Source organism: Actinopolyspora xinjiangensis, assembly GCF_900104475.1.
Lineage (GTDB): Bacteria > Actinomycetota > Actinomycetes > Mycobacteriales > Pseudonocardiaceae > Actinopolyspora > Actinopolyspora xinjiangensis.
The window spans coordinates 307,366-321,166 of the sequence record NZ_FNJR01000005.1 but is presented as its reverse complement, the minus strand read 5'-3'; the positions used below and the strand labels follow the sequence as shown (position 1 = coordinate 321,166).

General features: G+C 70.2%; 13 protein-coding genes. All 13 read right to left on the bottom strand.

The window, feature by feature from the left end:
- On the bottom strand, positions 1 to 149 hold a 149-nt coding region (locus tag BLQ75_RS10375), incomplete at its 3' end, for an S-adenosylmethionine synthetase N-terminal domain-containing protein (protein WP_244515424.1).
- A 70-nt stretch (positions 150 to 219) separates the two neighbouring features.
- Positions 220 to 1,479, bottom strand: coding sequence for a bifunctional phosphopantothenoylcysteine decarboxylase/phosphopantothenate--cysteine ligase CoaBC (gene coaBC, locus BLQ75_RS10370; RefSeq protein ID WP_211481285.1), 1,260 nt, complete (start codon positions 1,477 to 1,479; stop codon positions 220 to 222).
- On the bottom strand, positions 1,476 to 1,793 hold the full coding sequence (gene rpoZ, locus BLQ75_RS10365; RefSeq protein WP_092600991.1) for a DNA-directed RNA polymerase subunit omega: 318 nt from the start codon (positions 1,791 to 1,793) through the stop codon (positions 1,476 to 1,478). The genes coaBC and rpoZ overlap by 4 nt, the downstream gene beginning before the upstream one ends.
- A 162-nt stretch (positions 1,794 to 1,955) precedes the next feature.
- Positions 1,956 to 2,585: a guanylate kinase gene (gene gmk / locus BLQ75_RS10360; protein ID WP_092600989.1), complete on the bottom strand. Its 630-nt coding sequence runs from the start codon at positions 2,583 to 2,585 to the stop codon at positions 1,956 to 1,958.
- Positions 2,582 to 2,899: an integration host factor, actinobacterial type gene (gene mihF, locus BLQ75_RS10355; protein WP_043575279.1), complete on the bottom strand. Its 318-nt coding sequence runs from the start codon at positions 2,897 to 2,899 to the stop codon at positions 2,582 to 2,584. The genes gmk and mihF overlap by 4 nt, the downstream gene beginning before the upstream one ends.
- Positions 2,900 to 3,342: 443 nt before the next feature.
- A complete protein-coding gene (locus BLQ75_RS10350) occupies positions 3,343 to 4,686 on the bottom strand; it encodes a glycosyltransferase family 87 protein (RefSeq protein ID WP_170837419.1) in 1,344 nt (447 codons plus the stop codon).
- A 155-nt stretch (positions 4,687 to 4,841) separates the two neighbouring features.
- Positions 4,842 to 5,687 carry an orotidine-5'-phosphate decarboxylase gene (gene pyrF / locus BLQ75_RS10345; RefSeq protein ID WP_092600985.1) on the bottom strand — a complete coding sequence of 282 codons (846 nt, stop codon included), beginning with the start codon at positions 5,685 to 5,687 and terminating at the stop codon, positions 4,842 to 4,844.
- A complete protein-coding gene (gene carB, locus BLQ75_RS10340; RefSeq protein WP_092600983.1) occupies positions 5,684 to 9,061 on the bottom strand; it encodes a carbamoyl-phosphate synthase large subunit in 3,378 nt (1,125 codons plus the stop codon). Before carB ends, pyrF begins: the two co-directional genes overlap by 4 nt.
- A complete protein-coding gene (gene carA, locus BLQ75_RS10335; protein WP_092600981.1) occupies positions 9,061 to 10,182 on the bottom strand; it encodes a glutamine-hydrolyzing carbamoyl-phosphate synthase small subunit in 1,122 nt (373 codons plus the stop codon). Before carA ends, carB begins: the two co-directional genes overlap by 1 nt.
- Entirely contained in the window at positions 10,179 to 10,751 is a 573-nt protein-coding gene (locus BLQ75_RS10330; RefSeq protein ID WP_092600979.1) for a PH-like domain-containing protein, read from the bottom strand. Before BLQ75_RS10330 ends, carA begins: the two co-directional genes overlap by 4 nt.
- Positions 10,751 to 12,097, bottom strand: a complete 1,347-nt coding sequence (locus tag BLQ75_RS10325; RefSeq protein ID WP_092600977.1) for a dihydroorotase — start codon at positions 12,095 to 12,097, stop codon at positions 10,751 to 10,753. Before BLQ75_RS10325 ends, BLQ75_RS10330 begins: the two co-directional genes overlap by 1 nt.
- On the bottom strand, positions 12,094 to 13,026 hold the full coding sequence (locus BLQ75_RS10320) for an aspartate carbamoyltransferase catalytic subunit (RefSeq protein ID WP_092601104.1): 933 nt from the start codon (positions 13,024 to 13,026) through the stop codon (positions 12,094 to 12,096). The genes BLQ75_RS10325 and BLQ75_RS10320 overlap by 4 nt, the downstream gene beginning before the upstream one ends.
- On the bottom strand, positions 13,026 to 13,685 hold the full coding sequence (gene pyrR, locus BLQ75_RS10315) for a bifunctional pyr operon transcriptional regulator/uracil phosphoribosyltransferase PyrR (protein WP_092600975.1): 660 nt from the start codon (positions 13,683 to 13,685) through the stop codon (positions 13,026 to 13,028). Before pyrR ends, BLQ75_RS10320 begins: the two co-directional genes overlap by 1 nt.
- Between the last annotated feature and the right edge of the window lie 116 nt (positions 13,686 to 13,801).

The window sequence follows — 13,801 nt, the reverse complement described above, 5'->3', positions numbered from 1 at the left end:
GTGATCATGGTCTCCATCGCCACACGCGAACGCGGGTCCTGCGCCAGCATCGCGTCCAGGATCGCGTCACTGATCGAGTCGGCCATCTTGTCCGGATGGCCCTCGGTCACGGACTCACTGGTGAACAACCGACGCTGGTCGGGACCCATCGAAAAACCTCATCGCACTGGTCACGCCCGAGGGCGAGCACGGCGGGTAACGTCCGGTCTCAGACTAAGCTCAGCTGTCCCCGGCAGCGAACTGCTCGACCACGGCATCCCACAATCTGGACGCAAGCAGGGTCTTCGAACCGTGCGGCACGGGGTGCTCCATGCCCGAGGAGGCCAACAGCCATCCCGCGTTGTCCTCGACCTCGAAGGCCCGGCCGTCACCGACCGCGTTGACCACCAACAGGTCGCACTCCTTGTGCGCGAGCTTCTTCCTGCCGTACTCCAGCACCGTGGTGTCCGGGTCACCGGTCTCCGCCGCGAACCCGACGATCACCTCGGTGCGAAGTCGCCCGTTCGCACGCCGGCGGACCAGCTCTCCCAGCACGTCCGGGTTGCGGCTCAGTTCCACCGGGGGCGGATCGCCCGAATTCTTCTTTATCTTGTGCTCGGCGCTCCCGGAGGGCCGGAAATCGGCCACAGCGGCCGACATCACCACCGCGTCGACCCCGTCCGCGACCTCGAGCAGCTCGGATCGGAGTTCCTCGGCGGTACCCACCCGCCGGAGCCGGACCCCGGCCGGAACCACGAGGTCGGCGGTGTTCGCGGCGACCAGCGTGACATCGGCACCCCGGTGCGCGGCCACCCTGGCCAGGGCGAAGCCCTGCCTGCCCGAGGAACGGTTGCCGAGGTAGCGCACCGGGTCCAGCGGCTCGCGCGTGCCACCCGCGGAGACGACGACACTGCGCCCCTCCAGATCACGGGGAAGCCCGGTGGGTTCGGCCAACAGCAACCGCGCCAGGTCGACGATCTCGACGGGATCGGGCAGACGCCCCTTCCCGGAGTCGGCACCGGTGAGCCGTCCGCTGTCCGGCTCGGCGACCACCACTCCCCTGGAGCGCAGCAGCGAGATGTTGTGCCGCGTCGCCGGGTGCTCCCACATCTCGGTGTGCATGGCCGGAACCAGCAGCACCGGACAGCGCGCCGTCAGCAGGGTCGAGGTGAGCAGGTCGTCGGCGATGCCGTTGGCGGCCCGTGCCAGCAGGTCGGCGGTGGCGGGAGCGACCACCACCAGATCGGCCTCCTGCCCGAGCCGCACGTGGGGAACGCTGGGCACGTCGTCGAACACGTCGGTTCGTGTCGGATGCCCGGACAGTGCCTCGAACGTGGCCGCCCCCACGAAGCGGAGCGCGGCGGCGGTGGGAGCCACCCGAACGTCGTGACCGCTCTCGGTCAGTCCCCGCAGCACTTCGCAGGCCTTGTAGGCGGCGACACCACCGCCCACGCCGAGAACGATGCGGGGCGCGCTCCGCGCCCCCCGCTCGTCACTCACGCGCCCTCGGAGTGCTGCAGCACACCCGCGTGGATCTCGCGGAGTGCGATGGACAGCGGCTTCTCACGCGGCCCCGGCTCGACCAGCGGGCCCACGTACTCCAGCAGTCCCTCGCCGAGCTGGGCATAGTAGTCCTGGATCTGCCTCGCCCGCTTGGCGGCGAAGATGGCCAGCGCGTACTTCGAGCTGACGTTGTCCAGCAGATCGTCGATGGGCGGATCCGTGATCCCCTCGGCCGCGCCACCGCTCGGCTGGGACTTGGTGTTGGAAGACTGGCCGCCGGGGAAGGCGGTCAGCGAGTTGGGGATGCTCACCTGTGTGGCTCCTGTGCTCTCCGACGGCGATCAAATTGGTCGATCCGAGTCCCCGCCGCCCGGGGCGCGAAGCCGCGTCGAACCGCTGAAAATCCCTCGGGCCGTCGCCCGGGAAGTTCGGTTCACGACGCGGACGACACCACGACCGGAGCGCCGGAACGTTTACCGATCGCCCGAGGACAGCGACTGCCCGGCAGGGGGACCGACTATCAATCGTACCAACTCGTCCACCGCTTTCCGCACGTCGGCGTTGACCACGGTGGCGTCGAACTCGGAGCGGGCCGCCAGTTCGGCACGCGCCGTTTCCAGCCGCCGCCGGACCACCTCGGGGTCCTCCGTCATCCGGCCGGTCAGCCGATGGACCAGATCGTCCCAGGAAGGGGGCAACAGCATGACCAGCTGGGCGTCCGGCATGCTCCGCCGCACCTGGCGCGCCCCCTGCAGTTCGATCTCCAGCACCGCGGGGCGACCGGACTCGAGCGCGCGTTCCACCGGTTCGCGCGGGGTGCCGTAGTAGTTGCCCGCGTAATGGGCGTACTCCAGCATCTCGCCCGTGGCGATCATGCGTTCGAACTCCTCGCGGCCGACGAAGTGGTAGTGCACCCCGTCGATCTCACCGGCACGCGGCGGACGAGTGGTTACGGACACGCTGAAGTAGATCTCCGGTGCCTGTTCGCGCAGTTCGTCGAGCACGCTCGACTTGCCCACACCGGAGGGACCGGAAACGACGGTGAGCCGGGGTGTGCCCCTGGGGGCACTCCCCGGCAGCACGCCGTCGTCCGCGTCGATCACGCCCCGTTGAACTCGGCGAGCAGCGCCTTGCGCTGACGCTCACCGAGACCACGCAGCCTGCGACTGTTCGCGATCTCCAGCCGCTCCATGATCTGTTGCGCGCGGACCTTGCCCACGCCGGGAAGGGCCTCCAACAGCGCGGAGACCTTCATCTTGCCGAGGGTCTCGTCGTTGTCGGCACTGTCCAAGACCTCGGCCAGGCTGGTCCCACCGCGCTTGAGGCGCTCCTTGAGCTCAGCGCGGGCGCGACGGGCGGCAGCCGCCTTTTCGAGTGCCGCAGCCCGCTGCTCCTCGGTCAGCTGGGGAAGGGCCACCATGTCCTCCGTGATGTGGGTTTTCTTGATCGGTGCGGCGACGGTACCGACCCAGGTCAGCTCGCTACAACGCGGGTCCGCCTTTTCGGTGTCGGCTTCATCGGTTCTCCCGTCGCCCGGCCTGTCGGATGACTCGCCCGCGACGCTGACGAGCACCGGCCGCTGCAAGTACTACCAACAACGAGGCTGAAGTGCACTAACCCGGGGCAAAACTGCCTCCAACTGTCCGATTTCCGTGCGGTTGAGCGACGCAGAGCGACTCATCGCAGGTCAGTACGGGACGCACGAGGTGGTCGCGGCAGGTGTGAGCGAAACCGCATCCGGCTCTTCGACAGAGGGACCGGGAGGACGTTCACGAACGTCGCGAGGAAGTGGTTCTCGGGCCGGTATCGAGCCGGTTCGTGATCCCCGCCTCGAAAAACCCCACCGAAAAGTGGTTGATATCACACCGACGCGGGGCTGTCAGCGCCGTTCGGGCTCGTCCACACGAGCGACACGCCGGTGTTCACGCCCGGTTCGACGCGGCGCAGCCGCCACCACAGCAGCAGCAGGGCCAGCACCGCGAGCAGCACGTAGCAGTCGCCGATCAGGTGCTGCCAAGGTGTCCAGCCCAGTTCGCGCCGCTGCCCGTGCGGCAGGAAGTGGTAGGGAGCCACCACGACGGTCGCGGTTACGAGAACCCCGGCGGCCGGAAGGAGGTAACCACCCCGGCGCAGCGCGGCACCGAACAGCAGCAGCACGGCCGGCACGCACCAGACCCAGTGGTTCGACCAGGAGGTCGGCGAGACCAGCAGCGTGAGCAACCCCACCGCGACCATTCCGGTCGGTGCGTCACACCGACGCAGCACTCCCACGACCACCCCGACGAGCAACGCGGTGATGATCGCCCACGCGATCACCTGCCAGGGCGAGTTCGGCATCATCCGGGCCAGCGCGCCCATGACCGATTGGTTGCTGTTGAGCGGGTGCCCGGCCACCTCGGAAGCGGGCCCGGCGCGGAACCAGTAGTCGACCGAAGCCCGCGCGTCCACCGCGAAACCGAGGGCGGTACAGGCCGCTCCGGTGACGACGAGTCTGATCACGGATCTCGTGTCGCGCCGCACCAGGAAGAAGAGCACGAAGGCCGCCGGGGTGAGTTTGATCGCGGCGGCCGCGCCGATCAGCACGCCCCGAGGCCACCTCGGCCAGGGCGCCAGGCAGTCGAGCGCGATCACGCCCATCAGCAGGAGGTTCACCTGCCCCTGACCGAAGCCCGAGTGCACCGGTTCGAGCCACAGGCTCGGCGAGAGCGCTGCCAGAGTCACCACGGCCGCACCACGCGGCCCCACCGAGGGCCAGCAGTGCCTGGTGACCAGGTGGATCACCGTGGCCAACGCGAGGACGTTCAGCGCCCAGAGCGAGGCCGTGGCCAGCCACATCGGTACGAGCCCGAACGGGCTCAGCGGCAGCACGGCGAACGGGGGGTAGACCCAGGGCAGCAACACTCCGTTGCTCAACGGCGCCCAGCCTCGGGGAATCCGGCCGTCGGTCACCCAGGAGCGGACCGCCCACGGGTAGACCTGCAGGTCGCCACGTATCTGGTAGACGGCCTCGCCCCCGCTGAACAGATAGACCGCGCACAGACCGGCCAGGGAGAACAGCAGAACGAACGCGGCGATCACGAGGGAGAGACGCCGATGCCGCACGACCAGAGCGCCGAGGAAACCGGCGATGTGCCGAGCGATTCTTCCCCGTCTTCCGGCTCCGTGGAACGGCGCCCGCCATCGTGGAATGACTTCTGTGGACACGGACGGAATTGAATCATCACGCCTACGGGTGACACCGCTGCTTCGTGAGATCCGAGCTCACCACCATCGTCGCGGCGGAGCCGGTGAGTACCTCGCGAAGCCACGGGCTCCACGGGGCACCCACCGGCCTACCGGAACGAGGCCCGGCGGAAGGGTCAGTGACCGAACACACCCGAGAGATCGGCGGCCAGGCGCCGGGTCGCCGCGCGGATCTCCCCGACGTCCGGACCGTGACGCAGCAGCTCCCGAGCGGCGGCGGGCAGCACGTTGGGCAGCACCGATCCGAAAACCGAACGCAGCCCCTGCACGGTAGCGCCCTGCGCTCCCAGGCCGGGCGCGAGGACGGGACCGTTCAGCGCGGTGAGGTCGAGCTCACCGGGACGGATCGTGGCGCCCGTGACCACGCCGACGTGCCCCAGCGGTTCGGATCCGGCGTTGCTCTCCGCAGCGGCGTCCACGATGGACTGAGCCACCGTGTTGCCCTCCGAGGTGACCGAACGCTGCAGCCCGACCGCCTCCGGATTGGAGGTGCGGGCCAGCACGAAGATCCCGCGCCCGGTCTGGGCGGCGATGCCCACGGCGGGCGCGAGCGAGCCGTACCCCAGGTAGGGGGACACCGTGATGGCGTCCGCCGCCAACGGCGAGGAATCGTCGAGGTAGGCGTTGGCGTAGGCGGTCATGGTGGAACCGATGTCGCCGCGCTTGACGTCGTGGATCACCAGGGTGCCGAGCTTGCCGCACTCGGCCACCACGCGTTCCAGCACGGCTAGACCGCGTGAGCCGTGGAGCTCGAAGAAGGCCGACTGCGGTTTCACCACGGCCACCTGCTCGCCCACCGCCTCGAGCACGGTCATCGCGAACCGCTCCACCCCGGCGGGGGTCTCGTCGAGGCCCCACGCGTGCAGCAGCGCGGGATGCGGGTCGATCCCCACGCAGAGCGGCCCCCGGGCGCTCACGGCCTCGCGGAGGCGCTGCCCGAAGGCCGCCTGAACAGCCGTCATCGGATCTCACCACTCCGATCGCCGCGCAGCGTGGCCTGCAGCCGCTGCAGCGGCCGCACACCGATGTTGCCCCGGATGGCCGCCTCCACGCCCTGCACCGCCGCGGCGGCGCCCTGCACGGTGGTGATGCAGGGGACGTCGCGGGAAACCGCCGCGGTGCGGATCTCGTAGCCGTCCACCCTGGGGCCCGGGTTGCCGTAGGGGGTGTTGAAGATCATGTCGATCTCCCCCGCCTTGATCAGGTCGATGACGTCGCGGTCCCCGTCGGTCTCGACGCCCGAGGGGGCGCCGAAGTCGGCCGGGTCCTCGTTGTGCTTGCGGACCACGGTGCAGGCGATGTCGTTGCGCTGCAGGACCTCGGCGGTGCCCGCCGTGGCGCAGACGTCGAACCCGAGGTCGGCGAGACGCTTGACCGGGAAGACCATCGAGCGCTTGTCCCGGTTGGCCACCGAGACGAACACCCGCCCGGAGGTCGGCAGCGAGCCGTAGGCACCGCTCTGGGACTTGGCGAAGGCCTGTCCGAAAGCGGTGTCGATGCCCATCACCTCGCCGGTGGACTTCATCTCCGGGCCGAGCAGCGAGTCGATGCCGTGCCCCTCCGGCGTGCGGAACCGGTGGAACGGCAGCACGGCCTCCTTGACCGCGACGGGGGCGTGCGGCGGCAGGTCCGCCCCGTCCCCCTGCGGTGGCAGCATGCCCTCGGCCCGCAGGTCCGCGATCTTGGCGCCGAACATGATCCGGGCGGCCGCCTTGGCCAGCGGCGCGGCGGCGGCCTTGGACACGAACGGCACGGTGCGGGAGGCCCGGGGATTGGCCTCCAAGACGTAGAGCACGTCGTCCTTGAGCGCGTACTGCACGTTGAGCAGGCCACGCACCCCGATCCCCTCCGCCAGGGCCTCGGTGCAGCGGCGGACCTTCTCGATGTCCTGCCTTCCGAGCGTGATGGGCGGCAGCGCGCAGGCCGAGTCGCCGGAGTGCACCCCGGCCTCCTCGATGTGCTCCATCACCCCGCCGATGTAGACGTCGGTCCCGTCGGCCAGCGCGTCCACGTCGATCTCGATCGCGTCGTCGAGGAAGTTGTCCACCAGCACGGGGTGTTCCGGTGTGACCTCGGTGGCGCGGGCGATGTAGTTCTCGAGCGAGGCCTCGTCGTAGACGATCTCCATACCGCGACCGCCGAGCACGTAGGACGGGCGCACCAACACCGGGTAGCCGATGTCGTCGGCGATGCGCTTGGCGCCCTCGAAGGAGGTCGCGGTGCCGTAGCTGGGGGCGGGCAGCCCGGCCCGGGCCAGCACCTCACCGAAGGAACCACGGTCCTCCGCGAGGTGGATCGCCTCCGGCGGGGTTCCCACGACGGGCACTCCGGCCTCGGCGAGCCTGCGCGCCAGCCCCAGCGGTGTCTGACCACCGAGCTGGACCACCACACCGGCGACCGTCCCCGAGGCCTGCTCGGAGTGCACGACCTCCAGCACGTCCTCGAAGGTCAGCGGCTCGAAGTACAGCCGGTCCGAGGTGTCGTAGTCGGTGGAGACGGTCTCCGGATTGCAGTTGACCATCACCGTCTCGTAGCCGCTGCCCCCGTTGTCGGGAGCGGCGCGCAACCCCATGGCGGCGTGCACGCAGGAGTAGTCGAACTCGATGCCCTGGCCGATGCGGTTGGGGCCCGAACCGAGGATGATCACCTTCGGCCGTTCGCGCTGCCGCGCCACCTCGGACTCGGCGGCCGGGTCGGACTCGTACGCCGAGTAGTGGTACGGGGTGGCCGCGGCGAACTCGGCGGCGCAGGTGTCCACCGTCTTGTACACCGGACGCACCCCGAGCCGGTGCCGCAGCGAGCGGACCCCGTACTCACCGGCGAGCTCGGGCCGCAGCGCGGCGATCTGCCTGTCGGAGATCCCGGCGCGCTTGGTGCGCCGCAGCAGTTCGGCGTCCAGCACGGGGGCGGCGAGGATCTCCTCGCGCAGCTCCACCAGCGCCGCGATCTGGTCGATGAACCAGGGGTCGATCCCGGATGCCTCGTGCACCTGGGCCACCGTGGCCCCCATCCGCAACGCCCGCTCGACGGTGTAGAGCCTGCCGTCGTGACCGTTGGTCAGCTCGTCCAGCGTGGAGTCCAGGGTCACGCCCTCCGGATCCGGCACGGTCCAGAAACCGGCCCGGGAGGACTCCAGCGACCGCATCGCCTTGCCCAGTGCCTCGGTGAAGTTGCGCCCCAGTGCCATGGCCTCACCGACGCTCTTCATCGTGGTGGTCAGCCCGGTGTCGGCGCCCGGGAACTTCTCGAAGGCGAACCTGGGGGCCTTCACCACCACGTAGTCCAGCGTGGGCTCGAAGCTGGCCGGGGTCTGTTCGGTGATGTCGTTGGGGATCTCGTCCAGCGAGTACCCGATGGCCAGCTTCGCCGCGATCTTGGCGATCGGAAAACCCGTGGCCTTCGACGCCAGCGCCGAGGAGCGCGAGACCCTCGGGTTCATCTCGATGACGACCATGCGGCCGGTGCTCGGGTGGATGGCGAACTGGATGTTGCAACCGCCGGTGTCCACCCCGACCTCGCGCAGCACGTCTATGCCCACGTCGCGCATGTGCTGGTACTCGCGGTCGGTCAGCGTCATCGACGGGGCCACGGTGACCGAGTCGCCGGTGTGCACCCCCATGGGGTCGACGTTCTCGATCGAGCAGATCACGACCACGTTGTCGGCGTGGTCGCGCATCAGCTCCAGCTCGTACTCCTTCCAGCCGAGCACGCTCTCCTCGATGAGCACCTCGTGCACCGGGGACTCGGTCAGCCCCAGCGAGGCCATCCGCTCCAGTTCCTCGTGGGTGTGAGCCATGCCCGAACCGAGCCCGCCCATGGTGAAGCTGGGACGGATCACCACGGGCAGTCCGCGCTCGCTGACGAAGTCGCGGACCTCGTCCATCGAGTTGCACACCCTGCTCTCGGGCACACCGCCGCCCACCGAGCGCACGATGTCCTTGAACCGCTGGCGGTCCTCGCCGCGCTGGATGGCGTCGATGTCGGCGCCGATCAGCTCCACGCCGTACTTCTCCAGCACACCCCGCTCGTGCAGCGCCACGGCGGTGTTCAGCGCGGTCTGGCCGCCCAGCGTGGCCAGCAGCGCGTCCGGACGTTCGGCGTCGATCACCTTCTCCAGGAACTCCGGGGTGATCGGCTCGATGTAGGTGGCGTCGGCGAACTCCGGATCCGTCATGATCGTGGCGGGGTTGGAGTTGACCAGCGTGACCCGCATCCCCTCGGAACGCAGCACCCGGCAGGCCTGGGTTCCGGAGTAGTCGAACTCGCACGCCTGGCCGATCACGATCGGACCGGAGCCGATGACCAGAACGTGGTTGATGTCGGTCCTCTTCGGCATCAGCGTGCCTCGCTCATCAGTCGTACGAAGGAGTCGAACAGGTTGGCGGCGTCGTGCGGCCCCGCCGCGGCCTCGGGGTGGTACTGCACGCTGAAGGCGGGAGCGTCCAGCAGCCGCAGTCCCTCGACCGCGCCGTCGTTGGCGCAGTGGTGGCTGACCACGGCACGGCCGAATTCGGTGTCGAAGTGCTCCCCCGGCTCACCGCGCACCGCGAAGCCGTGGTTCTGCGCGGTGATGGCGACCCTGCCGGTGTCGGAGTCGATCACCGGGATGTTGATGCCCCGGTGCCCGTAGGGGAGCTTGTAGGTTCCCCGCCCGAGCGCGCGGCCCAGGATCTGGTTGCCGAAGCAGATCCCGAACAGCGGCAGGCGCCGCGAGAGCACCTGCCTGGTCAGCTCGACCGCGTGGTCGGCGGTGGCGGGATCACCCGGACCGTTCGACAGGAACACCCCGTCGGGCTCCACCGCCGTGATCTCGGACAGCGAGGACGACAGCGGCAGCACGTGCACCTCGACGCCGCGCTCGGCCAGCATCCGCGGGGTGTTGGACTTGATCCCCAGGTCCAGCGCTGCCACCGTGAACCGGCGCTGCCCCCGTGCGGGCACGACGTAGGACTCGGCGGTGGTGACGTCACCGGCCAGGTCGGCGCCCAGCATCCGGTCTCCGGAAACGACCCGCTCGATCATCCGCTGGTCGTCGGTGACGTCCTCGCCGGAGAAGACACCCGCGCGCATCGCGCCCAGTTCCCGGATGTGGCGCGTGAGCGCCCGAGTGTCCAGGTTGGCTATGCCGACCACGCCCTGCCTGCGCAGCTCCTCCTGCAACGTGCGGGTGGCGCGCCACGAGGACGGTCTGCGCGCCGGGTCGCGCACCGCGTAGCCCGCGACCCAGATGCGCTGCGACTCGTCGTCCTCGTCGTTCCAGCCGGTGTTGCCGATCTGTGGCGCCGTGGCCACCACGATCTGCCGGTGGTACGACGGATCGGTCAACGTCTCCTGATATCCCGTCATGCCGGTGCTGAAGACGACCTCCCCGAAGCAAGAGCCCTCACTTCCGAAGGCCTCGCCGCGAAAGATCCGGCCATCCTCCAGCACCAGGGCGGCGGGGGCCTGCGCGGTCATGTTTCCTCCTGCCGCTCAACCGCGGCGTAGTCGTGGTCGGATTCGGAATCGGTGGCTGCGGCGGGCAGTGCCCTGATCGCGTCGACCCACGTCCCCGGATCGCTCTCGTCGCCGTGCCGGAACCCGCTGTCGACCAGCCGGCTCCCCGAAAGCCGGTCTCCCGGGCGCCAGGTGATCACCAGCATGCCGACACCCGGGACGACCTTGTTCGCCAGCTTGTGGTCGACGCGTGCGTCGTGGATCGCGGTGGCCGGAATCCAGAGGGGCTCGGTACCGTCCCGGTCGAGCAGCAGCCCCTCGGGGTACAGCCTGAGCGTGGCACCGGAGCGGTTGCCCAACGTCGCCGCCGTGACGCGGTCCTGCCAGTCACCGGCGACGGTGGTCCCCACGTACAGCCCCACCGAGGCGGGCAGCAGCTCCCGCAGCGAGCTCAGCTCCCCCGGCACCGGGGGCAGCGATCCCACGAGCTCGGCGTGCCCGCGTTTGCGGTTGTTCCAGCCCCTGCGCATCCCGTAGAGGACCAGCACGGCCAGCGCGGCCAGTCCGATGACCCAGAGCGTGCGCGCCATCAGAACCGCCCCCCTACGGGCTCGACCTTGCCGTCCCGGGCGGTGATCCGCCCGGCGGAGATCGTCGCCAGCACGCGCCCCGGCAGCACCATTCCCTCGAAGGGCGTGTTGACCGAGGTGCTCGCCAGTTCGGCCCCCCGGACCGTCCACTCCGCGTCCGGGTCGACCAGGGTCAGGTTGGCCGGCTCGCCGACGGCGACCGGGCGCCCCTGCTCGGACAACCCCGCGATGCGGGCGGGGGCCTCACTGAGCACCCGGGCGACTCCACGCCAGTCCAGCAGCCCCGGGCGCACCATCGTGCGCACCAGCACCGACAGCGCGGTCTGCAGGCCGAGCATGCCCGGCCTGGCCGCCGACCACTCGCAGTCCTTGTCCTGGTCGGCGTGCGGCGCGTGGTCGGTGGCGACGCAGTCCACCACGCCCTCCGCGAGCGCCGCGCGCAGCGCGCGCACGTCCTCGTCGGTGCGCAACGGCGGGTTGACCTTGTAGCGGGGGTCGTAGGTCTCCAGCAGCTCGTCGGTGAGCAGCAGGTGGTGTGGCGTGACCTCGGCCGAGACCGAGCCCCCCGTCGCACGGGAGCGCCACCACCGCAGGAACTCCGCGGTGCCCGCGCTGGAGACGTGGCACACGTGCAGCGCCCCGCCGGTGTGCTCGGCGAGCATGCAGTCCCGCGCCACCACGGACTCCTCCGCGGCGGCGGGCCAGCCCGCCAGCCCGAGGCGCGCCGCGTTCGGCCCCTCGTGCGCCTGCGAGTCGGGGGTCAGCCTCGGATCCTGGGCGTGCTGGGCCACCACCCCGCCGAACGCCCGGGTGTACTCCAGCGCGCGCCGCATCAGCAGCGGGTCGTCCACGCAGTGACCGTCGTCGGAGAACACCCTGACCTCGGCCCGGGAGCGCGCCATCGCCCCGATCTCGGCGAGCCGCTGCCCGGCCAGCCCGGCGGTGACCGCGCCGACGGGGCGCACGTCCACCAGTCCGATTTCCCGGCCCCGGCGCCGCACGTGTTCGACCACCACCGCGTTGTCGGCCACCGGGTCGGTGTTGGCCATGGCCAGCACCGCCGTGTAGCCCCCGAGCGCGGCGGCCGCCGAACCGGTCTCGACGGTCTCGGCGTCCTCCCTGCCGGGCTCCCGCAGGTGGGTGTGCGGGTCCACGAAGCCGGGCAGCAGTACCGCTCCCCCGGCGTGCACGATCTCGTCGGCGTCGGTTCCGGTCTGCTGCCCGATCGCGGCGACGACACCGTTCTCGATCAGCAGATCCACCGGCTCACCGGTGCCGTAGGGGCGTACTTCGCGCAGCAGTGTCCGACGGCCGGGATCGCCCGCCGGTCGCTCGACATCGTTCACGCCGTGCTCTCCTCTCCGGCCAGCAGGTGGTACAGCACGGCCATCCGCACGTGGACACCGTTTCGGACCTGCTGTTCGACGGCCGCGCGTGGCGAGTCCGCCACCTGCGGCGCGATTTCCATTCCGCGCAGCATCGGCCCGGGGTGCAGCACGACCGCGTGCTCGGGCAGCTTCGCCGTCCGGGCGGCGCTGAGCCCGTAGCCGATCGAGTACTCCCTGGCCGTGGGGAAGAACCCGCCGTTCATCCGCTCGGCCTGCACGCGCAGCCCCATGACGGCGTCGAGCCCGGGCAGCTGCGGGTCCAGCTCGTGCGTGACGGTGGCGCCCCAGCTCTCCACGCCCTCCGGAACCAGGGTGGGGGGCGCGATCAGCACGACCTCGGCCCCGAGCGTGCGCAGCAGGTGGACGTTGGAACGGGCCACGCGGCTGTGCAGCAGGTCACCGACGATGCCGATCCGCCTGCCCGCCAGCTCGCCGAGCCTCTCCCGCAGCGTCGCGGCGTCCAGCAGCGCCTGGGTGGGGTGCTCGTGGGTCCCGTCCCCGGCGTTGACGACCTTGGTACCGGTGTGATCCAGCCACTCCGCGAGCCGGTGCGGCGCCCCGGAGGCGCCGTGCCGCAGAATCACGCAGTCCGCCCCGGCGGCGGAGAGGGTCAGCGCGGTGTCGCGCAGCGACTCGCCCTTGCCGGTGGACGAACCCGAGGCCGACACGTTGATCACGTCGGCACTCATCCACTTGCCCGCCACCTCGAACGAGACCCTGGTGCGGGTGGAGTTCTCGTAGAACATCGTGATCACGGTGCGTCCGCGCAGGGTGGGGAGCTTGCGCACCTCCCTGCCCAGCAGCGTCCGCTTGAGCGTGTCGGCGGTGTCGAGCACCGTGTTCACGGTTTCGCCGTCGAGCCCGTCGGCCGTGAGCAGGTGTCGTATCACTGGTTTCCTCCGGCCGATTCGGCTGGGTCGGTCGCCGCGCTCGAGGAGTGGTCACCGGTGTGCTGGCTCGAGGAGGTGTCGGGGCGGCGCAGCAGCACCGCGTCGGCCTCGTCCACCTCGGTGAGCCGAACCGCGACGTCCTCGCTGCGTGCGGTCGGCACGTTCTTGCCCACGTAGTCGGCCCTGATGGGGAGCTCGCGGTGCCCGCGATCCACCAGCACGGCCAGCTGCACGGCCCTGGGACGGCCCTGATCCCGCAGCGCGTCCAACGCGGAGCGGACGGTGCGACCGGAGAACAGCACGTCGTCGACCAGCACGACCAGCGCGTCATCGACGCCCTCGGCGGGCACACTGCTCGGTTCCAGCGGACGATTCGGCTGCTGACGCAGGTCGTCGCGGTACAGGGTGATGTCCAGCGCCCCGGAGGGAACGGTCACGCCGCTGAAGGTGGCGATGCGTTCCGCGATGCGGTGGGCGAGGGGAACTCCTCTGGTGGGAACCCCAAGCAGCACGACGTGCTCGGCACCGCTGTCGAGCGCGGTCTTCTCGATGATCTGATGGGCCATTCGGGCGACGGTGCGCGCGACGTCACCGGCCGAGAGGAGTTCGCGCTCCCCGGCCGGAACCGCCGCGTCCGCCGATTGGCGTGACGCCACGGAAGGACCTCCTTCCCCGCCTCACTGGACGGGCCGTTAAAGGACGCCAGGAGCCCGGCACTCGCCGGGCTTGCCCTGTACGCTATCAGCGTCGGGGGGTCAACCGCCGGGGTGGT

Bases quoted from the DNA above. Each gene is read 5' to 3' on its own strand.
- pyrF (WP_092600985.1), bottom strand. From the start codon at position 5,687: ATGACGGCTGTTCAGGCGGCCTTCGGGCAGCGCCTCCGCGAGGCCGTG.
- carB (WP_092600983.1), bottom strand. From the start codon at position 9,061: ATGCCGAAGAGGACCGACATCAACCACGTTCTGGTCATCGGCTCCGGT.
- carA (WP_092600981.1), bottom strand. From the start codon at position 10,182: ATGACCGCGCAGGCCCCCGCCGCCCTGGTGCTGGAGGATGGCCGGATC.
- BLQ75_RS10330 (WP_092600979.1), bottom strand. From the start codon at position 10,751: ATGGCGCGCACGCTCTGGGTCATCGGACTGGCCGCGCTGGCCGTGCTG.